General features: G+C 67.9%; 19 protein-coding genes. 12 read left to right on the top strand and 7 right to left on the bottom strand.

What is annotated here, in order from left to right; translation table 11 throughout:
* Nucleotides 1-140 precede the first annotated feature (140 nt).
* The 5 genes from IT359_17590 to IT359_17570 form a co-directional block, all read right to left on the bottom strand.
* A complete protein-coding gene (locus IT359_17590) occupies nucleotides 141-1670 on the bottom strand; it encodes a hypothetical protein (GenBank protein MCC6930808.1) in 1530 nt (509 codons plus the stop codon).
* 106 nt (nucleotides 1671-1776) lie between these two features.
* On the bottom strand, nucleotides 1777-2850 hold the full coding sequence (locus tag IT359_17585) for an alpha/beta fold hydrolase (protein MCC6930807.1): 1074 nt from the start codon (nucleotides 2848-2850) through the stop codon (nucleotides 1777-1779).
* A gap of 651 nt (nucleotides 2851-3501) precedes the next feature.
* Nucleotides 3502-3660 (bottom strand): hypothetical protein, encoded by a 159-nt coding sequence (locus IT359_17580; protein MCC6930806.1) that lies wholly within the window; start codon nucleotides 3658-3660, stop codon nucleotides 3502-3504.
* 718 nt (nucleotides 3661-4378) lie between these two features.
* Entirely contained in the window at nucleotides 4379-5368 is a 990-nt protein-coding gene (locus tag IT359_17575; protein MCC6930805.1) for a glycosyltransferase family 4 protein, read from the bottom strand.
* 147 nt (nucleotides 5369-5515) lie between these two features.
* On the bottom strand, nucleotides 5516-5983 hold the full coding sequence (locus tag IT359_17570) for an Rrf2 family transcriptional regulator (GenBank protein ID MCC6930804.1): 468 nt from the start codon (nucleotides 5981-5983) through the stop codon (nucleotides 5516-5518).
* A gap of 250 nt (nucleotides 5984-6233) precedes the next feature.
* Between IT359_17570 and nosZ the strand changes: the two genes are divergently transcribed.
* From nosZ to IT359_17535, 7 genes are all read left to right on the top strand, one after another.
* On the top strand, nucleotides 6234-8252 hold the full coding sequence (nosZ, locus tag IT359_17565) for a Sec-dependent nitrous-oxide reductase (protein ID MCC6930803.1): 2019 nt from the start codon (nucleotides 6234-6236) through the stop codon (nucleotides 8250-8252).
* Nucleotides 8253-8315: 63 nt separating this feature from the next.
* Nucleotides 8316-8960, top strand: a complete 645-nt coding sequence (locus IT359_17560) for a hypothetical protein (GenBank protein MCC6930802.1) — start codon at nucleotides 8316-8318, stop codon at nucleotides 8958-8960.
* 12 nt (nucleotides 8961-8972) lie between these two features.
* Nucleotides 8973-9539 (top strand): nitrous oxide reductase accessory protein NosL, encoded by a 567-nt coding sequence (locus tag IT359_17555; GenBank protein MCC6930801.1) that lies wholly within the window; start codon nucleotides 8973-8975, stop codon nucleotides 9537-9539.
* 58 nt (nucleotides 9540-9597) lie between these two features.
* Nucleotides 9598-10917, top strand: a complete 1320-nt coding sequence (locus IT359_17550; protein ID MCC6930800.1) for a nitrous oxide reductase family maturation protein NosD — start codon at nucleotides 9598-9600, stop codon at nucleotides 10915-10917.
* Nucleotides 10910-11662 (top strand): ABC transporter ATP-binding protein, encoded by a 753-nt coding sequence (locus IT359_17545; GenBank protein ID MCC6930799.1) that lies wholly within the window; start codon nucleotides 10910-10912, stop codon nucleotides 11660-11662. Before IT359_17550 ends, IT359_17545 begins: the two co-directional genes overlap by 8 nt.
* Entirely contained in the window at nucleotides 11659-12450 is a 792-nt protein-coding gene (locus IT359_17540) for an ABC transporter permease (GenBank protein ID MCC6930798.1), read from the top strand. Before IT359_17545 ends, IT359_17540 begins: the two co-directional genes overlap by 4 nt.
* Nucleotides 12451-12620: 170 nt before the next feature.
* Nucleotides 12621-13058, top strand: coding sequence for a cytochrome c (locus tag IT359_17535; GenBank protein MCC6930797.1), 438 nt, complete (start codon nucleotides 12621-12623; stop codon nucleotides 13056-13058).
* A gap of 147 nt (nucleotides 13059-13205) precedes the next feature.
* Here the strand turns inward: IT359_17535 and IT359_17530 are convergent, their stop codons facing one another.
* Entirely contained in the window at nucleotides 13206-13994 is a 789-nt protein-coding gene (locus IT359_17530; GenBank protein MCC6930796.1) for a hypothetical protein, read from the bottom strand.
* A 200-nt stretch (nucleotides 13995-14194) separates the two neighbouring features.
* Between IT359_17530 and IT359_17525 the strand changes: the two genes are divergently transcribed.
* The 3 genes from IT359_17525 (at nucleotide 14195) to argJ (ending at nucleotide 17624) form a co-directional block, all read left to right on the top strand.
* The gene (locus IT359_17525; protein ID MCC6930795.1) at nucleotides 14195-15172 is read left to right on the top strand and encodes a MarR family transcriptional regulator; all 978 of its coding nucleotides are present in this window, start codon (nucleotides 14195-14197) and stop codon (nucleotides 15170-15172) included.
* Nucleotides 15169-16350, top strand: coding sequence for a ThiF family adenylyltransferase (locus IT359_17520; GenBank protein MCC6930794.1), 1182 nt, complete (start codon nucleotides 15169-15171; stop codon nucleotides 16348-16350). Before IT359_17525 ends, IT359_17520 begins: the two co-directional genes overlap by 4 nt.
* 95 nt (nucleotides 16351-16445) lie before the next feature.
* On the top strand, nucleotides 16446-17624 hold the full coding sequence (gene argJ, locus IT359_17515) for a bifunctional glutamate N-acetyltransferase/amino-acid acetyltransferase ArgJ (GenBank protein ID MCC6930793.1): 1179 nt from the start codon (nucleotides 16446-16448) through the stop codon (nucleotides 17622-17624).
* Nucleotides 17625-17744: 120 nt separating this feature from the next.
* Here the strand turns inward: argJ and IT359_17510 are convergent, their stop codons facing one another.
* Nucleotides 17745-18347 carry a thioredoxin family protein gene (locus IT359_17510; protein ID MCC6930792.1) on the bottom strand — a complete coding sequence of 201 codons (603 nt, stop codon included), beginning with the start codon at nucleotides 18345-18347 and terminating at the stop codon, nucleotides 17745-17747.
* A 487-nt stretch (nucleotides 18348-18834) separates the two neighbouring features.
* On the opposite strand from IT359_17510, the gene IT359_17505 reads away from it, so the two are divergent.
* Together IT359_17505 and IT359_17500 are read left to right on the top strand one after the other, a co-directional pair.
* Entirely contained in the window at nucleotides 18835-19905 is a 1071-nt protein-coding gene (locus IT359_17505) for a Gfo/Idh/MocA family oxidoreductase (protein MCC6930791.1), read from the top strand.
* A complete protein-coding gene (locus tag IT359_17500) occupies nucleotides 19902-20669 on the top strand; it encodes an SDR family oxidoreductase (GenBank protein MCC6930790.1) in 768 nt (255 codons plus the stop codon). Before IT359_17505 ends, IT359_17500 begins: the two co-directional genes overlap by 4 nt.
* The last annotated feature ends 724 nt before the right edge of the window (nucleotides 20670-21393 follow it).

Genomic DNA, 21393 nt, shown 5'->3' with positions numbered 1-21393 from the left:
GGCAGAAAGCTAATACCAGCGGGACACGGGGGCGTTCGCCGAAATCCTACGTGCGTCGGCCGGCGCAGGTTGCAACCGGGGGCAAACGGGGGCGGCACGGCTCGGCGGCCGCCGCCCAGGGCCAACGCGACGCCCAGCGGTCAGCGCGCCGCCGACGAGAGGGAGGCGGTGGTCACCGTCGCCGCCCCGGTCCACGCCAGCGCGTCCATGAAGGCCTCGTCGCGCCCCATCAGGAGCGCCGCGCGGCGCAACGGCCAGCGCACATCGGGGGTCACGCCGCGCGCCTCGATGCGGCGCCCGTCGGCGGTGGTGAAGTCGCCAATCACGTGCTGCATCACGTCGCCGTTGGGGAGCCTGGCGAGCATGGCGGGGAGCGCCTGGCCGGCGCTCGGCTCGCCGAAGATGCGGGCGCGTCCCATCGACTGCATCGCCGCCGCGAACATCTCCGACGTGCTCCCCGACAGCCCGTCCAGCACGATGGCGACCGCTCCCCCGAAAGGGACAAACGCGGCACCGCGGCGATCGGTTCGGCGCGGCGTCGCGATGTACTGCATCGCCCCGCTGCGCGTGGACATGGTCCCGAACGAGGTGGCCGTGTCGACGAAGTATCCACCGATTCCCTGCAGCATCGCCGTCACGCCGCCGGTGTTGCCGCGCAAGTCGAGCACGATGCCGCGACAGCGCTGGAAGTCGACCATGGCATCGTCGAGCCTGGCCATGACGGGAAACATCCAGACGTTGAAGCGGATCACGCCCACGCATCCGCGGTCGTCGGAAAAGCGCTGCGTCTCGAAGCGGACCACCTGTGGCGGGAGGTGGCCAAAGCGGACCACTTCGCCCGGCACCGCGCGGCGCACCGCCTCGACGCGTCGCACGCGGCCTTCGCCATCGCGGAAGGTGGCGCGCATGGTGGACCCAACGCTCCCCTGCGTTCGCAGCATGAGCGACATCGGCAGCTGCAACTCGGCGAGGCGGCGGGCCGGCCCCCGCGGGACGTCGAGACGCTCGCGCATGAAGGCGGCCACGTCGACGTCGCCAAGGCTGGTGAGCGTCCACCCGGGGTGCACGCCGGCCAGCGCCGCCGCTCCGTCGGGCGCAACGCGGGAGACGACGATGGTGCTGTCGAGCAGCCGGAACTCGATCCCCACATCGCCTAACGCTTCGCCGTCGACGGGAGCATCGGCCCAGGTGGCAATGGCATCGGACGGGATGAGGACGAAGTGCGACTCCCCCAGCGCGGCAAACATCTCGCCGATCGCCGTGCGCACCTCGCGCATGTCGCGGGCCCGCGCGGCGCGCGCATGAAGCGTTCGCCCGATCGCGTTCCAGTCCTGCCCGTGGAAGGTCGTGTCGTAGTAGGTGTGCGCGATGCGCGCCCAGGCGCTGTCGGCCGTCGCCACCGCCAGGGCGCGATCGAAGCCCGTCTCACCACGAACGGGACGAACCGTGCGCTGGGCCGGGAGGGCGCGCGCGACCAGGGCCAGCGCCAGCGCCCCCAGGACCGGCCAGGCGAGCCACGCCAGGCGGGGCAACTGCCCGCGCGAGCCCGTCGCCGGCGCCAGCCGCGCCGCCTGCCGGTGCCCCGGATGCAGGCGATGCAGGGCGGGCGTCGGGCGCTTGGCGGCCGGCGGTGCGTTGAAGCGGGGGCGATATGGCAGAGCTTGTCGCATTACCTGAGGGACGACTCATGCCCCGCGAGGTCATCCAACGGGGGTGCCTCGCCCCTACCGCCATATCGGTGCCACGCTCGCTCGGTCAGGGTGACCGAAAACGGGGCTACCGCCCCCCGTCCACTGGCGGGAGCGTCGCCATGAAGCGACGCAGCTCGTCGCCCCAGATGACAGGCATGGTGTGCGTCCCGTGCCCGCGCGTGCGGTCGCTGATGGGGATCATCACGAAGCGCGCGCTCTTCACGCGGGCAATGAGCGGCTCGGCGAGCCTGAGTTCCGGGGGATTGACCTGGTCGTCGGCCGAGTTGATGTGCAGCACGGGGGCCACCACGCGGTCGAGAAGCGGCGACGGGTCGTAGTCGCGAGATGCATCGAACTGGTAGAGCATGTCGTTGGCGTCGGTGACCTTCATGCGCGCATCGAGATAGGCGCGGATCACCGAGTCGGCCACGTCGCGCGTGGGGGCCTGCCGCTGCTGCACCAGCGGCGCCGACGACATCATGAAGAGCATGCCGAGTGCGGAGCGCAGCCCGCGCGGCGGCGAGGTGTACTCGCCCCCCTTCCACTCGGGGTCCTGCATGACCGCGTCCATGATCATGCGCCGCATCATGCGATTCCGTCCGGCAATCTGCGTGGGGACGCAGGCCAGCGGGACGAGCGCGCGCGGGGCATCGGGGTACAGCGTCCCCCACACCCAGGCGTGCATGCATCCCATCGACGTCCCCATGATCATGAACGGCCGTTCGACGCCCAGCGCCTGCGACAGGAGGAGGCGCTGCAGGTTGACCATGTCGGTGTAGCCGTAGTGCGGGAACTTCATGTGCAGCCCGTCACTCGGCTTGCTGGACTGTCCGTGGCCGATGTTGTCGGGGAGGACGATGAAGAAGCGCGTGGTATCGAGCGGCTGCCCCTTCCCGTACAGCTCCCCGGCGAAGCCCTGCCCCAGGAACTGCGACCCCGTCCCCCCGGTGCCATGGAGGATCATCACCGCATTGGCAACCTTCCCCGTGGCATCGCGCCGCGGCGTGCCTAACGTGAGGTAGTGGAGGCGGACGTTCGGCAGCACCTCGCCGGAGGCGAAGCGGTACTCGGGGAGGGTGAAGTCACCCGGCTTGGGCTGGGCGTGGAGAGCCGGGGTCGCGAGAGCGAGGGTGCAGAGGACGGAGAGGAGCGCGCGCATGGAGTTCGTGCGGATGAAGGAATGCGCGGGAAGGTACTGGCGGGGGGGTTGGGGGGGCGAGGGCGGTGGGGCGGCTCGAGGGACGAGCTCGGGGGGAGACGCGCGGGGGGGAGAAGCTCGACACGGAGGTACGCGGAGGTATCAGGGAGGTATCACGGAGGAAGAGCTGTGGACGATTGGAGACGGGGCTGAGTGGCAGTACCGCGCCCCACCGTCCCAGCGCAAGCTGGGACCCATTTGTCCTCGCGTCTCGCGCGACCGGTTGCGTATGACGCCGGGGTTGGCGATGGAAAGGCTCGACACGGAGCTCGGGGGGAAAAGCGCGACACGGAGGTACGCGGAGGTACGCGGAGGTATCACGGAGGAAGAGCTGTGGACGTTTGGAGGCGCGGGTGAGCGCCAGTACCGCGCCCCACCGTCCCAGCCAAGCTGGGACCCATTTGTCCTCACGTCGCGCGCGACCGGTCGTATGTGACGCCGGGGTTGGCGATGGAAAGGCTCGACACGGGGTTCGGGGGAGAAGCTCGACACGGAGGTATCACGGAGGTATCACGGAGGCATCACGGAGGAAGAGCTGTGGACGTTTAGAGGCGCGGGTGAGTGCCAGTACCGCGCCCCACCGTCCCAGCGCAAGCTGGGACCCATTTGTCCTCACGTCGCGCGCGACCGGTTGCGTATGACGCCGGGGTTGGCGATGGAAAGGCTCGACACGGAGTAGCTGTGTCCAAAGTCAAACGGTGGTGGTGGCCACGCCTGCCGTCGCAGCTGCGTCTCGAGCATCGCATTGAGGATCGAGGCAAGTCGCGGCACTGCTTCGGTTACCTCCGTGCTTCCTCCGTGCGCCTCCGCGTCGAGCTTTTCGTGTCGCGGTCACTGGCCCCCGAGGCAGCCGATCGCGCGTGTGTCGAGGACAAATGGATCCCAGCTTCCGCTGGGAAGGTGGGCGTGGGGGGCTGGGTTCGGTACGTGGGGGACTGCGTTCGGTACGTGGCGGCACTGCTTCGGTTGCCTCCGAACGGCTCCATGTCTCCTCCGTACGCCTCCGTGTCTCCTCTATGCTCCTCCGTGCTGCCTCGGTACGCCTCCGTGTCTCCTCCGTGCGCCTCCGTTCGCCTCCGTGTCTCCTCCGTGCGCCTCCGTTCGCCTCCGCGTCTCCTCCGTGCGCCTCCGTTCGCCTCCGCGTCTCCTCCGTGCGCCTCCTCTTCTCCGTACGCCTCCGCGTCCCCCCCCGTACGCCTCCGCGTCTCCTCCGTGTGCCTCCGTGTCGCCTCCGTGAACCTCCGTGTCGAGCTTTTCGTGTCGCGGTCACTGGCCCCCGAAGCAGCCGATCGCGCGTGTGCCGAGGACAAATGGGTCCCAGCTTTCGCTGGGAAGGTGGGCGTGGGAGGCTGGGTTCGGTACGTGGGGGGCTGGGTTCGGCGCGTCGCGGCTTCGGTTACCCCCGGGAAAAGCAAACGGCGGCCGCACCGCGGCCGCCACTCCCGCCTCCCCCCAGCCCTCGCCGGGGCAAGCTCTCCCTCCTCCGCCCCTACCGCGCCATCGACTTCCCCCTCCGGCGCGCCCACTTCTTCCTTGCCTCCTGGATTGCCTTCCCGAACTCCACGCGGAATCGGTCGGGAGAGAAGTGGCGTTCGATGTAGCGCTTGCCGTTGGCGCCCAGCTCGTGGGCCAGCGCTTCGTCGGCCAGCAGGCGCTCGGCGTGGGCGTGCATCTCGAAGGGCGTCTCGGCCACGAAGCCGGTCACGCCATGTTCGATGATGCCGGTCGGGTGACGGTTGGTCAGCACCGGCATTCCGGCCGCCATGGCCTCGAGCACCGCCATGTTGTAGCCGTCCTCGTAGCGCGGGTCGGCGGTATGGACCAGGAAGCGATGCGAGGCCAGCATGCGCTTGAGGTGATCCCAATCGTCGGCCGGCGCCACGCCCGGAAGCTCGGGGTTGTGACCAACGATGCGCAGAGGGAGGCCGGCCATGGCCTCCTCGTGGAAGTCCCACGCCAGGAAGACGCGCTTGGAGGTCACGTGATTGGCCACGCGCAGCCCGCACGCCACGTCGCCCACGTGCGGGAGATACGCCTCGGGATCGGCGCTGTTCTGCACGACGACGTGCGTCACCCCCCACGACTTGGCCTTGGAGCGCGAGATGGCGACGGCGTGTCCGCCCACGGATGCCAGGTAGGTGTTGAGCACGGCGCGCATGTCGCGCGCGTCGAAGTCGGCGTCCTGCTGCGCCATGCGTCCCTCGAGCGTGTCGTGCAGGACGAGGAGCTTGGGCGCATCGACGAACTTGGTGTCGAGCAGGTCGGTGATGTTGTGGTTCACGACGCAGTCGTACTGCACCGTGCCGCAGCGCACGTCATCGAGCGTGACCAGGCGCGCGAGCGCGGGAAGCGGGCGCATGTGATCATCCCACCCGCGCGTGTAGCGCCCCGGCAGACCGACGACGATATCGAGCTCGGCCCGGAGCACACCCAGCTGGTGGATCCAGGCCTCGTGGCAATTGAGAACGAGGAGTTTCACGCTGTATTGACGCGCAACGGTCGAACTCGTCTCGCCCGCGCGGGGGAGGGGGACGCGAACGGCGCGCCAGTCATGGGACTGGCGCGCCGTCGGGGTGAGGCGTGATTCGCGGAGCGGGGCGGGAACTCCCGGCGCCGCCTCGTATTGTTACCGGGCGCCCTCGGTCGCGAGTACTTCGTCGTCCGGGAACTGGGCGAGCTGGCGCAGCTCGGATCGCTTGCCGAGGAGATCCTGGATGGTGAAGCGGTCGAGCGTGGTGAGGAACGCCTGCAGCGCCGAGTCGAGCGCCGGGGCGAGACCGCACGCGGCGGAGATGGGGCAGTTGATTTCGGTGGGATCGAAGCAGGGGACGAGCGACATGTTATCTTCCGTACGCCGCACGACCTCCCCCACGACGATCTCTGCCGCTGGTTTGGCGAGACGCATCCCGCCGTTGCGGCCGCGGATGGTCTTGACGTAGCCGAGCTGCGACAGCCGCTGCACGACCTTCAGGAGATGATCCTCGGACATCCCCATCTTCCGGGCAACCTCGCCGACCGTCGGAATATCGTCCGGATCGAGCGCCAGGAAGACGAGCGCCCTCAAAGCGTTGTCGGTGAAGCGGGTGAGGCGCATAACGACTCCAGTGAAGCTTGGGAAGGGCAGACGGACTCCGGCGCAAAAGGTAGGACCGAGGCGCGGCTATGCGGTCGGAGAATGCCCCAACTGGAGGGCCATAAACCTCTACGAAAAATAGAGGATTCCACTACCCCCATAACCTGCAGGTACGACGAAGCTATTACCGCGATCCGACGACGCCGCTTTCCGCGGCCGCACGGTCGTATGCGACTCCCACCTGTTCTTCTCTGTTTTGAGAGGTCTACCTATGTCCTTCACGCGGAAATCGGGCGTCATGGCGTCTGCTGGCGCGGTTGTCGCCAGCGTGATGCTGCTCTACGCGTGCGCCCCCAAGGCCAAGTCTTCGGCGATTGGCAACCTCGGGGATGCCGCATCCAAGACGTACGTCGCTCCCGGGAGCTACGACGAGTTCTATTTCTTCACTTCGGGCGGTTTCTCCGGGCAGGTCGGCGTGTACGGCCTCCCGTCGGGACGACTGCTGAAGGTGATCCCGGTGTTCTCGCAAAACGCGGAGAACGGCTACGGCTACAACACCGAGACCCGGGCGATGCTGAACACGTCGTGGGGAATGGTGCCGTGGGATGACACGCACCATCCGTCGCTGTCAATGACTGGCGGCGAGCACGACGGTCGCTGGCTCTTCATCAATGCGAACAACACGCCGCGCTTTGCGCGTATCGACCTCAAGTCGTTCGAGACGACGGAGACGATCGAGTTGCCCAACACGGGCGGCAACCACGGGGCGCCGTTCACCACCGAGAACACCGAGTACATCGTCGGTGCGACGCGCTTCTCCGTGCCGATCCCCCAGAAGGATGTCGGGTTCGACAAGTTCGCCGACGAGTTCAAGGGGACGATCTCCTTCGTGAAGGCCAACGAGGAAGGGAAGATGGACGTGGCCTTCCAGGTGCTGATGCCCGGCTTCGACTATGACCTCGGGCGCCCGGGCAAGGGCCCGTCGCATGGCTGGGTCTTCTTCACGTCGTACAACACCGAGCAGGCGCATACCAAGCTCGAAGTGAACGCGTCGAAGAACGACAAGGACTACATCGCCGCCGTGAACTGGAAGGCGGGCGAGCAGTGCGTGGCGCAGGGGAAGTCGAAGACGTGGAACGCGCGCTACGCGCACAACACGTACAACATGGCGACGCACATGGCCACGACCGAGATGAAGAACTCGGTCAAGGTCCTGGACCCGAAGGACTGCCCCGGGCTGGTGTACTACCTCCCGACCCCGAAGTCGCCGCACGGCGTCGACGTGGACCCGACGGGTGAGTACATCGTTGGCGGCGGCAAGCTGGCGACGGTCATCCCGGTGCACTCGTTCTCCAAGTTCCAGAAGGCGATTGCCGACAAGAAGTTCGAGAAGGAAGTGTCGACGATTCCGGTGCTGAACTACGAGGCCACGATGTACTGCGAAGTGGCCAACCCGGGCCTCGGCCCCCTGCATAACGAGTTCGACGCCGAGGGGAACGCCTATACGTCGGTCTTCATCACGTCGGAAATCGTGAAGTGGTCGCTGAAGGACTGCAAGGTGGCCGACCGCGTCCCGACGTACTACTCGATCGGGCACCTCACGGTCCCCGGCGGCGACACGAAGAAGCCGTACGGCAAGTACGTGATCGCAATGAACAAGATCACGAAGGATCGCTACCTGCCCACCGGGCCGGAGCTCACGCAGTCGGCGCAGCTGTATGACATTACCGGGCCGAAGATGAAGCTCCTGCTCGACTTCCCGACCATCGGCGAGCCGCACTACGCGCAGGCGATCCTGGCGAGCAAGATCAAGACGGAGCAGGTCAAGTTCTTCAAGCTGGCCGACAACAAGCACCCGTACGTGGCCCGCACCGAGCAGGAAACCGGTGTGTCGCGCTCGGGCAGGACGGTGCACGTCAAGATGACGGCCATTCGTTCGCACTTTGCCCCGGACAACATCGAGGGGGTGCAGGCGGGTGACACGGTCCTCTTCCACGTGACGAACCTGGAGCAGGACTGGGACGTCCCGCACGGCTTCGCCGCGATCGGCTCGGCTAACGATTCGGAACTCCTCGTGATGCCCGGCCAGACGCGCACGCTGACGTGGGTGGCGAAGTACCCTGGCGTGTATCCGTTCTACTGCACCGACTTCTGCAGCGCGCTGCACCAGGAGATGCAGGGGTATGTCCGTGTCGCGCCGTCGGGCGCGGCGGTGGCCCTCCAGGCCACGACGAGCAAGAAGTCGCAGGTTGCCTTCGCCGAAGCCGGACTTCCGGTCGGCTCGAAGTAAGCGCTTGCCTAACGGGGGGCGGGCGCACCACCGGCCCGTCCCCTTTCTTTTCCCTCTGAGTGCGTGACTGACATGCTGTCCAACCGTTCCCGCATCCTCATTGCCCTTTCCGCCGTCCTGCTCATCGGCATGTTCGTGCTGCCGATCTGGCGCGTGTTCCTCGATGCGCCGCAGTACCCCGAAGGGATCGGGATGCAGATCTGGATCAATACAGTGAAAGGGGCCAAGGAAAACGACCTCGAGAACATCAACAACCTCAACCACTACATCGGGATGAAGCGGATCGTCCCCGAGACGATCCCGGAATTGAAACTGATGCCGTTCATCGTCGGGGTGCTGGTGGCCGCGGGACTTGGCGCCGCCGCCGTCGGCAAGCGCCGCCTGGCGCAGGCGTGGGTGATGACGTTCCTGCTCATTGCCGTCGCCGGCCTCGCCGACTTCTACAAGTGGGAGTACGAGTACGGGCACGACCTCGACATGGAGAATGCGATCATCAAGGTACCGGGGATGTCGTACCAGCCCCCGCTGATCGGCTCCAAGCAGTTGCTGAACTTCACCGCCACGTCGATCCCGGGGCCGGGAGGCTACGCCGCCATCATCGCGTTAGGCCTGGGGATCCTCGCGCTGGTCACCGACCGCAAGGGCGCCCTGTCGCCGGACGCGGCGAAGAAGCCGGCCGGGGTCAGTTCACGCGCGCTGGTCGCGTAGGCACGGATAGCGATGCGTCCCCTCAACGCAGCTGCATTCCGTCATTTCCTCGCGCTGGCACTTGGCGCCGCACTCCTGGCGGGGTGCCAGCGCGACCGGGGGCCTCGCCCCCTGATCGTGGGCGAGGACTCCTGCGACTTCTGCAAGATGGCGATCTCGGACACGCGCTACGGCGCCGAAGTCCGCACCACCACTGGGCGCATCGTCACCTTCGATGCGGTGGAGTGCCTGGCCGGCTATGTTGCCCAGGCGGGTGACACCGCGCGCTTCGAGGGAATCTGGGTGGCAGACTTCAACGGGAGCGGGATGGTCCCGGCCACCGATGCGCGCTTCCTGCTGGGCGGCTCGCTGCACAGCCCCATGGGGCGCCAGGTGACGTCGTTTGCGGCGAACGTGTCGCCGGCCGAGTTGGTGGCGAAGTACGGGGGTGAGGTACTGACGTGGGAACAGGTGCGATCGCGCGTGGCGGCGCCGCCGCAGGGCGCCAGTGCCATGGACTCGATGTCCCACGGCGCCATGTCGCACGACTCGATGGCGCACGACACCATGTCGCACGACACGTCGTCGCACGCGCACTGACGCCGCCGCGCCAGGCACCGGTTCCTTCCCTTCACGTCCCGGCCGTAGATTGCGCACCGTGAGACCCCTCCTCACCTCGTGCGCCTCGCGATTGGCGATAGCTTGCGCCCTCAGCGCAACCGCGCTCGCGGGGCTCGTCGCGGCCGCGCCTAACGCGTTGGCCCAGCGCACCGCGAGCGCCCCCGTGCTCGAGGTGGCGCCCACGGGGGCCATTCGGCGCATCACCGACGCGCTGCAGCAGGCGGCGCCGGGATCGCGCATCGTGGTGCGCGCCGGCGTCTATGCCGAGCCGACGATTCGTGTCACGCGCCCCGGCATCACGCTCGAGGGCGACTCGGGGGCGGTGATAGACGGCGGCGGAACGCACACCATCCTCGAGGTGGCGGCCGACGACGTCACCGTGCGCGGCTTCACCGTGCGCAACACCGGCCCCTCTCAGTCGGAAGAGCGTGCCGGGATCTTCGTGCACGACGCCGGCGGTTGCCGCATCGAGCGCAACCGCCTGGATCAGACGCTCTTTGCCATCTACCTCGCCAAGGTGCACGACTGCGTGGTGGCCGACAACGTGGTGCGCGGGCACGAGTCGGCGCAGACGGTATCGGGGAACGGCGTGCACATCTGGTCCAGCGAGCGCGTGCAGGTGCTGCGCAACGACGTGCGCGGCCACCGCGACGGGATCTACTTCGAGTTCGTGAAGCGGGGGCGCGTGATTGGCAACCACACGGAGCGGAGCGCGCGCTACGGCATGCACTTCATGTTCTCCGACGACTGCCACTACGAGGACAACCTCTATCGCGACAACGCCAACGGCGTCGCCGTGATGTACTCCAACCGGGTGGAGATGGTGCACAACCGGTTCGAGCACAACTGGGGGAGCGCGGCGTACGGGCTCCTGCTCAAGGACATCAACGACTCGCGCATCGAGGAGAACGAGTTCCGCTCCAACTCGGTGGGGTTGTACCTGGAGGGGGCCAACCGGAACGTGGTGCTGCGCAACACCTTCGACGGCAACGGGTGGGCGCTCAAGACGCTGGCCAACGCCACCGGGAACCTGTACGAGGGGAACATCTTCACGCGCAACGCGTTCGACGTGGGAACCAACTCGCGCGAGAACGTGTCGCGCTTCAGCGAGAACTACTGGGACCGCTATCGTGGCTACGACCTGGATCGCAACGGCATCGGCGACGTCCCGTTTGCCCCGGTGCGCCTGTTCTCCCTGGTGGTGGAACAGTCGCCGCCGACGCTCATCCTGCTGCGTTCCCTCCTCGTGGACCTCCTCGACCTCGCCGAGCGCGTGATTCCCACGTTGACGCCCGAGACGCTGCTGGACGAGCGCCCGCTGATGAAGCGCCCCGCCCCGGATGCACGCCGTGGTTAGGGCCCGGGGACTCCACAAGCGCTACGGGCGCCTGCACGTGCTGCAGGGGCTCGACCTCGACGTGGCGCGCGGCGAGGTCACGGCCATCATCGGCCCCAACGCCTCGGGGAAGACGACGTTCAACAAGATCCTCCTCGGGCTCGTGCGCGCCGACGCGGGCGAAGTCCTCATCGACGGCAAGCGACTGGATGGCGGCTCGGCCTATCGCGCGCACCTTGGCTACATGCCGCAGGCGGCGCGCTTTCCCGAGAACCTCACCGCGTACGACGTTTTCCGCATGCTCGCCGACCTGCGCGGCGCCGCCGCCGGGCGCGACGAGCAGCTGGTCGAGGAGTTCGACCTCGCCCCGATCCTCAAGACGCCGATCCGCGTGCTGTCGGGGGGGATGCGGCAACGCGTGAACGCGGCGCTGGCCTTCCTCTTCAGGCCCGATCTCCTCCTCCTCGACGAGCCCACCGCCGGGCTCGACCCCATCTCCAGCGGGGTGCTCAAGGACAAGATCCGCCAGGAACGCGAGGGCGGCCGCACCTTCATCCTCACCTCGCACGTGCTGAGCGAGCTGGAGGAGCTTGCCGACCGCATCGCCTTCCTCCTGGACGGCAAGGTGCGTTTCAGCGGAACGCAGGACGAGCTCAAGGCGCTCACCGGCGAGTCGACGCTCGAACGCGCCATCGCGTACCTCATGCGGCGTGGCGTATCCGAAGGAGAAGCCGCGCCCCACTCCGCCGAGGCCCGCACCGCATGAGCACGATCTTCAAGATCATGCGCTACGTCCTGATGGACGTGCTGCGCAACCGGTGGGTGATTGGCTATGCGCTCTTCTTCCTGGCCATCACCGATGTACTGCTCCGGCTGGGCGGGAGCGGGCCGCGCGCCCTCCTCTCCCTGCTCAACGTCGTCATCCTCCTCATCCCGCTGGTGAGCATCGTCTTCGGGACCATCTACTGGCACGGGGCGCGCGAGTTCAACGAACTCCTCCTGTCGCAGCCCGTGGCGCGGACGACGCTCTTTCACGGGCTCTTTGCCGGGCTGGTGATCCCCCTCTCTGCCGCCTTCGTGGTGGGGGTCTCGATTCCGGTCCTCGTCCACCGCGCCACCGACGTCGACACGCTCCCCCTCCTGGCACTCATGCTCCTGGCGGGGTGCGCGCTCACGGCGGTCTTCAGCGCGCTGGCGGTGCTCATCGCCGGCCTGGTTGACGACCGCCTCAAGGGGCTCGGCGTTGCGCTCGCCGTCTGGCTCCTGATGACCGTGGCCTACGACGGGCTCGTGCTGTGGGTCGCGATGGCGTTCCAGGACTACCCGCTGGAGGTGCCGATGCTGGCGCTCTCTTTCGCCAACCCCGTGGACCTGGCGCGCGTTCTCCTGGTGCTCCGGTTCGACGTCTCGGCCCTGATGGGGTATACCGGGGCGGTGATGCAGCGGATCATGGGGTCACCGCTAGGGATGGTGGCCGCCTTTGCGGGGTTGGCAATCTGGACGCTCACCCCCGGGCTCTTTGCGCTGCGGGCGTTCAAGCGGCGAGACTTCTAGCCGCGGAGACGGCCGCGTTCGTGACAGGGGCGGGCCCAACGCGTGGGGGTTCCGGCGACATTGACTCCGGATGTCCCTGACCCCATACCTGCAGGAGATTTATTTCATTTGCAATGATCGAGTGTTCCCCCCAGGATTCCGCCTTCCGACACCCCAAGGACCATCCATCCATGCGCACCCTGAGCTCCCTCGTGATCCTGACCGCGATTGTCGCCGCCTGTGGCGGCGGCGGTGAAGCCAAGCCAGAGGAGACCCCGGCCGCCGACGCGCCTGCCGCGCCGGCCGCGGCCGCCTCGCTCGACCCGGCCACGATCACGCCGCAGATGCTCGCGTTAGGCGACTCGCTGTTCCACGGTCTCATTGGCGCCACGTCGTGCCAGGCCTGCCACGGCGCCGATGGCGCACAGGGAACAGTCGCGCCGGTGCTGGCCGACACCGAGTGGCTGCACAGCGATGGCTCGTGGGAAGGGATCTACAACACGGTGAAGAACGGCGTGTCGCAGCCCAAGAAGTTCACGAGCATGATGCCCCCCGACGGCGGCGTCCCGATGAGCGACGACCAGCGTCGCGCCGTGACCGCCTACGTCTACAAGCTGAGCCACAAGTAGCGCGTCGCCCCGCGAACGCGGGCAGGCTCGTACGCAGGCAATGAACAGGTAGGCGACGGGGCCCGCATCACTTCGGTGCGGGCCCCGTCGTGCGTCGCGCATCGTGCGTCGTGCGGCAGCGTCTTGTCGCGCCGTCGTAGAGCGGCGTCACCCCCTGGGGCTTGCGTGCTCCAGCACGTCGAAGATGAGCGAGCAACAGGTCACGCCCCCTTCTGCCTTGGCCAGCTCCGACGCGTCGACTCCCACCACGCGAATGCCGTGCGCGCGCAGCATGGCTTGCGTGCGCGGATACGCGGTCGAATGGATCACGCCACCGTTCACGAAGACGGCGTTGGCAGAGAACGGTTCGGCGGGGTCGACAGTGAGGACGTCGTAGCCTTCGAAGTGCGACGCATCGACCCACGCCGGATTGACGAGGATCCACTCGTCGCTCACCTGCGTGACCGCCGTCTTGAGGTGGAGCGCGCCTGCGACATGCACCTGGCGGACCTCGTAGCCAAATGGCGTGAGCAGCGCGCGCAGCGCGGCGATCCCCTCGGCGGTGGTGCGCTGCGTGAGCCCGACGTACAGCGTGCGCCCCAGCCGCAACACGTCGCCACCATCCAGCGTGGCCGGCTCGGTGATGCGCACCACTGGGCGATACGGCGCGAGTGCCCCGGCCATCGCGTCGACCTCGGGGCGTCGCGCGGCGGCGCCAGGGCGCGTGAGCACTGCCACCTCGTCCAGCACCAGCGCCGCATCCTCGACGAAGACCGCATCGGGGCGATCGGGGAGTTCGGGGAGGCGCACCACGCGCACGCCGAGCGATTCGAGCGCCTGCTCATACGCATCGTGCTGGGCACGCGCCGTGGCGAGGTCGATCGGGGTGCGTTCGACGTGCGTGAGCTCGCACTCGGCGATGGAGCGCGAGACGGCGCGGGTGAGGGCGAGCTTCAAGGGCGGACGGGGGACGGGGGACGGGAGACGGGAGATGGGGAAGGTAGTGGGGGTGGGGGGGGTGTGCTTGGCGGGGGGAGGCGGCGCCGCAATGCGGCGTACGGCATGGGCGGGGGACGTTACTTGACATTGGCAAGCAATTGCTGGACACTATCAACCATCACCGCCCCCGCGCGCTCACGACAACGAAGGATCCTTGCATGGCCGCCAAGCGCACACCGTCGCCCTTCCCTGCCTCCACCGCCTCGGCGGCCCACGACGACCTGCGCGCGGAGGTGCGCGCCTTCAATCGCTTCTACACGGCGCGCGTAGGGGCGCTACGCGAGGGGCTCCTCGACTCGCCCTTCACGCTCGCCGAATCGCGCGTGCTGTACGAGCTGGCGCATCGCGACAGGCCGACGGCAACCGAGTTGGCGCGCGACCTCGGGATGGACGCGGGATACCTGAGCCGCCTGCTGCGCGGACTCTCGCGGCGTGGTGTGGTGGCGCGCACGCGCTCCGAGCGCGACGCGCGCCACTCGCATCTCGCGCTCACGCGCGCGGGGGCGCGCGCCTTCGCATCGCTCGACACTCGCTCGAATGCCGACGTCGATCGCGCGGTCGCGCACCTGTCGCCGGAAGAGCAGCGCGAACTGGTGGGAGCGATGCGCACCCTGCGCCGCCTGCTCGACCCCGCCCGCACCGACGAGGGGCGCCGGCGCCCCATCGTCATCCGGCCGGCACACGTCGGCGACTTTGGTTGGATCGTGCATCGCCACGGGGCGCTGTATGCGCGCGAGTACGGGTGGGACGAACGCTTCGAGGCGCTGGTGGCGCAAGTCGTGGCCGAATACGTCGCGCACTACGACCCCACGGGCGACCGTTGCTGGATCGCCGAGCGCGGTGGCGAGGTGGTCGGCTCGATCATGCTGGTGCGGAAGAGCAAGACGATCGGGAAGCTCCGCCTCCTCCTCGTGGAACCCACCGCGCGCGGGACCGGGCTGGGGCGGCGCCTGGTGCAGGAGTGCCTGCGCACGGCGCGGCAACTCGGCTACCGCAAGATCACGCTGTGGACCAACAGCATCCTGCATGCGGCGCGACGCATCTACGAGCAGGAAGGGTTCACGCTCGTGGAGGAGTCGCCGCATACGATGTTCGGCGAAGGGCTCATAGGGCAGACGTGGGAGCTCGCGCTGTGACCGCCGTCGACCGCCCCTCGATTGTCGCTGTGGATCGGTTGCATACCCTGGCCGAATGGCGCGAGGCGCTGGACGCCCTCGACATCGCGGCGCATGAGACGTGGCGCCCCGTCCCGATCATCCTCCAGCCGGGCGATGGCGACGCACTCCGCGCCCTCTGCGCCACGCGGCACCTCACCGTGCACGATTCCATCGACCGCCAGTTGCAAGAGCTGGTGCAGGTGCTCCATCCGTCGGTGAGCGACGTTGCCACGCTGCACGCGCATGCCGCGGCGATCGTGCGCGCCGCGGGCGATCGCGACGCCATCGGGACGTGGTGGCACTTCCCGTGGGACCGGCGCGTCGTCCATCTGCTGGGAGAAGACGGCTACTTCGCGGTCATCACCAACCGCAATCAGGACAAGCTCACCGCCGAGGAGCAGGCGCTGCTACGCACGAAGCGCATCGGGGTGATCGGACTCTCGGTAGGGGGCGAGGCGGCGGTCAACGTGGCGCAGGAGCACTTGTGCGGGGAGATCTGGCTCGCCGACTTCGACGCGCTCGACCTCTCCAACCTCAATCGACTCGGCGGCGGGTGCGACGACCTGGGCGTCCCCAAGGCGACGATCGTCGCGCGCCGCATCGCCAAGCTCAATCCGTACCTGCGCGTCGGGGCGCTGCACGGGGGCGTCACGTCAGAGAACATCGGCGACTTCCTGCGTGGCGTCGACCTTGTGCTGGAGGAGTGCGATTCACTCCCCATCAAGGGGCTGGTGCGGCAGGAGGCGCGCCGCATCGGTCGCAACGTGCTGTACGCCGCCGACGAGCGGGGCTTCGTGAGCATCGAGCCATACGGCAACGATCCGGCGCTGCAGCCCTTCCTCGGCGACAACGCCGATGCCCATCGGTCACGCGGCGACTTCGCCTCGACGAAGGACTTCTATGTCGCGCTCACCAACTGGCTGGGGGGATGGGAGGCTATCTCGGAGCGGTCGCGCAAGTCGCTGCGCAAGATCGGGAGCGAGCTGCGTGGCTATCCGCAGCTGGCGAGCGAGGCGCGTTACGCGGCGGGGATCGTGGGGCACATCGCGCGCCTCATCCTGCTGGGGGAGCCGGTGGCGGCGTGGCAGGGGCATCTCGATCTGGATGAAGTCATTCTGAAGAAGACGAGAGGACGAGAGGACGAGAAGACGAGATAGGGGATGGGGGTGGGGGCGTTTCTTTTCTTCGTCACTGGCGCGGGGGGGATGGTGTGGGGAGTTTTCGCGGGGGCCATTCATTCCGACTTCCTGACGTGACTTCTTCGATTGCATTCCATCAGCCGGCGCGCTTTCCGCGCGGCTTTCACTGCGCGTCGCGCAACGTGGGGCTCAAGCCAACGGCGCGGGACCTGACGCTCTTTGTGAGCGACGTCGAGGCGGAAGCCGCGGCTGTGTTCACGCGCAACCATTTTCCCGGCGCGCCGATCATCCTCGGGCGCGAGACGATCAAGGGCGGGCGGCTGCGGGCGATCATCGCCAACAGCAAGTGCAGCAACGTTGCCACCGGCGCGGAAGGGGTGAAGCGCGCCAGGCGGATGGCGGCAGCGGCAGCCGCCGAGGTGGGGACGAGCGCCGATCACGTCCTCGTCAGCAGCACCGGGGTCATCGGTGTCCCGCTCCCGATCGAGAAGATCGAGGCGGGGGTGCGCGGGATCATGACGGAGCTCTCCGACGATCCGTTGTTAGGCGCCGAAGGGATCATGACCACCGACACGCACCCCAAGGCGCTGTCGGTGAGCGTGGGAGCTGCAACGATCACCCTCGTCGCCAAGGGGTCGGGGATGATCGAGCCCAACATGGCGACGATGCTCGCCTACATCTTCACCGACGCGGCGCTCGATGCCGGCACGCTCGACCGGATGCTGCGCGAGGCGGTGCACGTGTCGTACAACATGCTCTCCGTCGACACCGACACGAGCACGTCCGACACCTGCGCCATCTTGGCGAACGGACTGGCGGGCGCGGTGGACGAAGCGGCGTTCCAGGCGGCACTCACCGCGAGCTGCGTGCGAATGACGGAGATCCTCGCGCGCGACGGCGAAGGGGCCGAGCACCTGATTCGCACCACCGTGCGCGGGGCGCGCGACGAGCACGAGGCTCGGCGCGTTGCCAAGTCGCTCGTGAACTCACCGCTGGTGAAGACGATGGTGCATGGCGCCGACCCTAACGTGGGGCGCCTCCTCATGGCGGTCGGGAAGTGCTTTGAACTCCCCATCGCGGCGGAGCGCACCGACGCGTGGATCAACGGCTACGCGGTGGTGAAGGGAGGGATGCGCCTGTCCTTCGAGGATGCGATGGTGCGCTCGACGCTTGCCGCGGAGGTGGTGGACCTGCAGGTCGACCTCGGGCTGGGCGAGGCGTCGGCGACGGCGTACGGCTGCGACCTCACGAAGGGGTATGTGGAGGAGAATGCGGCGTACTACTCGTCGTGAAGAGCGGACGGGAGAAAGCTTGCCCCAGCGAAGGCTGGGGGGGGACGGGGGACGGGAGTGGCGGCCGCGATGCGGCCGTCGCTCGACTTTTGTCCCCCGTCCTGGTGTTCGCGCGTGTGCCTAACGCGGTGATGTGGAGAAGTACGCGGGCTCGTGGCCGGGGCGCCACTTGATGTTGCAGCCGAGGCTGGGAAACTGCTCGGGGCTTGGCGACTGGTGGGCGAGGACGGCGTCGAGGGCGGCGCGAAGGTCGCGACCGGTGATGGGGCGGTCGTTGCGGGGACGCGCGTCGTCGAGCTGCCCTCGATAGGCGAGGCGCGCCGACTGGTCGAAGAGGAAGAAGTCGGGGGTGCAGGCCGCGGCGTAGGCTTTCGCGATCTCCTGCGATTCGTCGTACAGGACGGGGAAGGTGAAGCCGTAGTCGCGCGCCATCGCCTGCATGCTGGACGGGGCATCGTCCGGGTAGCCGGCGATGTCGTTCGCGGCGATCGCGACCATTGCCACGCGCCCTGCGTAGTCGTGTCCCACGCGTGCGATCTCCTGCGCCACATGGATGACGTACGGGCAATGCCGGCTGATGAACATCACGAGGAGCGGCTTGCCGTCGCGGACGTCGCCGCGCACGTCGTCGCGCGTCACGACGCGGCCATGCGCCACGTCAGGGAGTGCGAAGTCGGGGGCGAGGGTGCCGAGCGCGAGCATCGTCGACTCAGTGCGCGCCACAGGGAGTCTCCGGCGAGGATGGAAGGCGAGAGCGAACGACGTGAGAATAACTCGGCGTCACCTGGAGCGCCCACAGCGCCTCGGCCAACTCGACCGACTCGACCGACTCGACCGACTCGACCGACTCGACCGTTGTCGTGCTCCCTCGACCATGGGCAAAAAGAAACCCCCGGGATTGCTCCCGGGGGGACTCGCACCCAGCGACCCTAGCACGAGGGCGAACGGGTATAGATGCGAGTGTCAGTAATAAGACGTATGACCACTGGCTACGCAACTCGTAGGAGCCCTAGTGGTGCGCGTGTGGCGAAATCGAGCGACTGGCGTGACGGAGCACGTCGCACGCGTGACGGTTGAGCGCCTGGAGCGCAGATTTCGTTGGGGCCGGTTCCAGCATGTTCTGGGGCGGGGCCTCGTCTTCTCGTCTTCTCGTCTTCTCGTCTTCTCGTTCCCAGCTTTCGCTGGGGCAGGCTTCTCGTCCTTTCGCAAAATGTCCCTCGATCCAGTTGGAGTCGCCGTCATCGGCGCCGGCATCCTAGGCAGCCGTCACGCGCGTGTGTACCACGAGCGCACCGATGCGCGGCTCGTTGCCGTCGTCGACCCCGATGCAACGCGCGCGGCCAACGTCGCGTCTGGCAAGGGTGCGCGTGCGTTCAGCACGACGCGCGAGATGCTCGCCGCGGTGGGGCCTAACGGGAGCGGCGAGGTTCGCGCGGCGAGCGTCGCCACCCCCGATCACCTGCATCTCGAACCCGTTACCGCGTGCCTCGAGGCGGGCGTCGACGTCTTCGTGGAGAAGCCACTGGCGATCGACGAGGCGGAGGGGCGGGCGATGGTCGCGCTGGCGCGGGAGCGTTCGCGCGTGCTCATCGTGAACTATTCGCAGCGCTGGCTCGCCGAGCACCGGCGGGTGGAGGCACTGGTGCGCGACGGGGCGTTAGGCACGCCGGCCTTCGTGCAGTCGCACCGGTGGGACGCGAGCTGGGTCCCGGAGCGCATGATCCCGTGGAGCGCGGAGACCACCCCCATCCACTTCATGTCGTCGCACGACATCGACCTCATCCTGCACTGGTTAGGCGACCGCGTGGTCTCGGTCACCGCGGTGGCGCACCGCGGCGCGCTGGGCGAGCAGCGCGCTCTGGAGGGGCGCGTCGATGGCTACGCCGCGCTCCTCACCACCGCGCGCGGGACCGTCATCGCCCTGCACTCGTCGTGGATCCTTCCCGACACCTTCCCGCTGGCCGCCGACTCGTATCTCGAAGTGCTGGGGGGGCGCGGCTCGCTCTGGCTGGGCGGGAGCACGCGGGAACTCAAGCTGTACACGCAGGAGCACAGCGAGCGCGTCACGTTCGCCGGGCCGGCCACCGCGACCGAGGTGAACGGGATGCTGCAGGGGGCGTTCACCGAATCGCTGGCCGCGTTCCTGGACGCCGTGCGAGCGCGCGTACTCGACACGCCGACATCGGCCGCACGAACGCTGCATGTCGTGGAGGTCCAGAGTGCGATTCTACGCTCGGCGCAGCGCGGCGTGACCGTGCAGCTGGCGGGAGGCGACGCATGACGCAGAGCGCACGGCTTGCCGGGCAGGTGGCGCTCGTGACTGGCGCCGGGCGCGGCATCGGGCGCGCCACGGCCTTGGGCCTCGCGGGTTCGGGCATGCGCGTCGCCGCCTGCTCGCGCACACTCGCCGACGTGGAAGCGGTGGCCGCCGAGATTCGTGCAGCTGGCGGTGAAGCTCTGGCGCTGCGGTGCGACGTCGCCGACGCCGCGCAGGTGGACGCGGCCGTGGCCGCGACCGAGCGCGACCTGGGGGCGATCGACCTTCTCGTCAACAACGCAGGGGTCGGCACCGTGCGCCCCATCGAGGTCGCCGACTACCCGCTCGAGGAGTGGGACCGGATCGTCAACGTGAACCTGCGCGGCGCCTTCCTCGCCTGCCGCGCCGTAGTGCGCGGGATGCGCGAGCGCCGGCGGGGGACGATCATCAACGTCGGTTCCATCACCGGCCACGAGTCGGCGCCTAACGTCGCACCGTACGGCGTGAGCAAGTTCGGGCTCGCGGGGCTCACGCAAGCGCTCCTCGCCGAGAACCACAAGTACGGCGTGCGCGTGAGCGTGGTGAGCCCGGGTCCGACTGATACGACGATCTGGGACAAGAAGGAGACCCCGATTCCCGCCGAGGTGAGGGCACAAATGATGCGCAGCGAGGACGTGGCGGAGGTGGTGGTCTACCTCGCGTCGCTTCCACCGACGGTGCGCATCGACGAGATCGTCGTGCTCCCGAACAGCTTTCCGCTCAAGCTGTGGGACTACCGGGTGGAGTGATCCACGAAGGCGCACCTTCCCAGCGCCCACCGTCCCAGCGCCCAGCGTCCCACGTCCCAGCGAAAGCTGGGACCCATTTGTCGTCGCGCTCCACGCGGCTGGCCGGTTCGGGCGAACGAAAAACGGCGCCGAGCGCTCACCTTCCCAGCGCCCAACGTCCCAGCGCCCAACGTCCCAGCGAAAGCTGGGACCCATTTGTCGTTGCGCTCCACGCAACTGGCCGCATCGGGCGCCGGTGACCGCAACGTGAAAAGCTCGACACGGAGGTCCACGGAGGTCTCACGGAGGATGAAGGCGCGTCGCGGCACTCCCTCGTTTACCTCCGAGTCTCGTCCGTGTCTCGTCCGTGTCTCCTCCGTGCGCCTCCGTGTTAAGAGCACTTGGAACCGCAAGAACCGCAACGACCGCCAGATACTCCGCGGTGGAGAATGGTTCTGCACTTCGACGCCGAGGCCGGCGCGCGCACGCGACCAAAGGTAGATTGGTTGAGAAAGTTCAAGGACCAGAAGCCTTCAACACGGAGGACACACGGAGGAACGGAGGTACACGGGAACGGCGATCCTGAGCTCTCCTCCGTGCTCCTCCGTGTCTCCGTGAGTCCTTGTATGTCTCCATTGAAGGTTGGTAAACCAGGTGTAGGCTCAAGGCGGCGGCAGCTCGTCCGTGGTGTGTCGGGGCCGGGCGGTGGGCCGAGCCCGTCACGGAGTGGGAGCGCCGTCGCCGC

The sequence above is a fragment of the Gemmatimonadaceae bacterium genome, from assembly GCA_020852815.1.
Lineage (GTDB): Bacteria > Gemmatimonadota > Gemmatimonadetes > Gemmatimonadales > Gemmatimonadaceae > SCN-70-22.
Note: the sequence above shows the minus strand (reverse complement) of the source record. Positions and strands in the feature narration are given on the sequence as shown.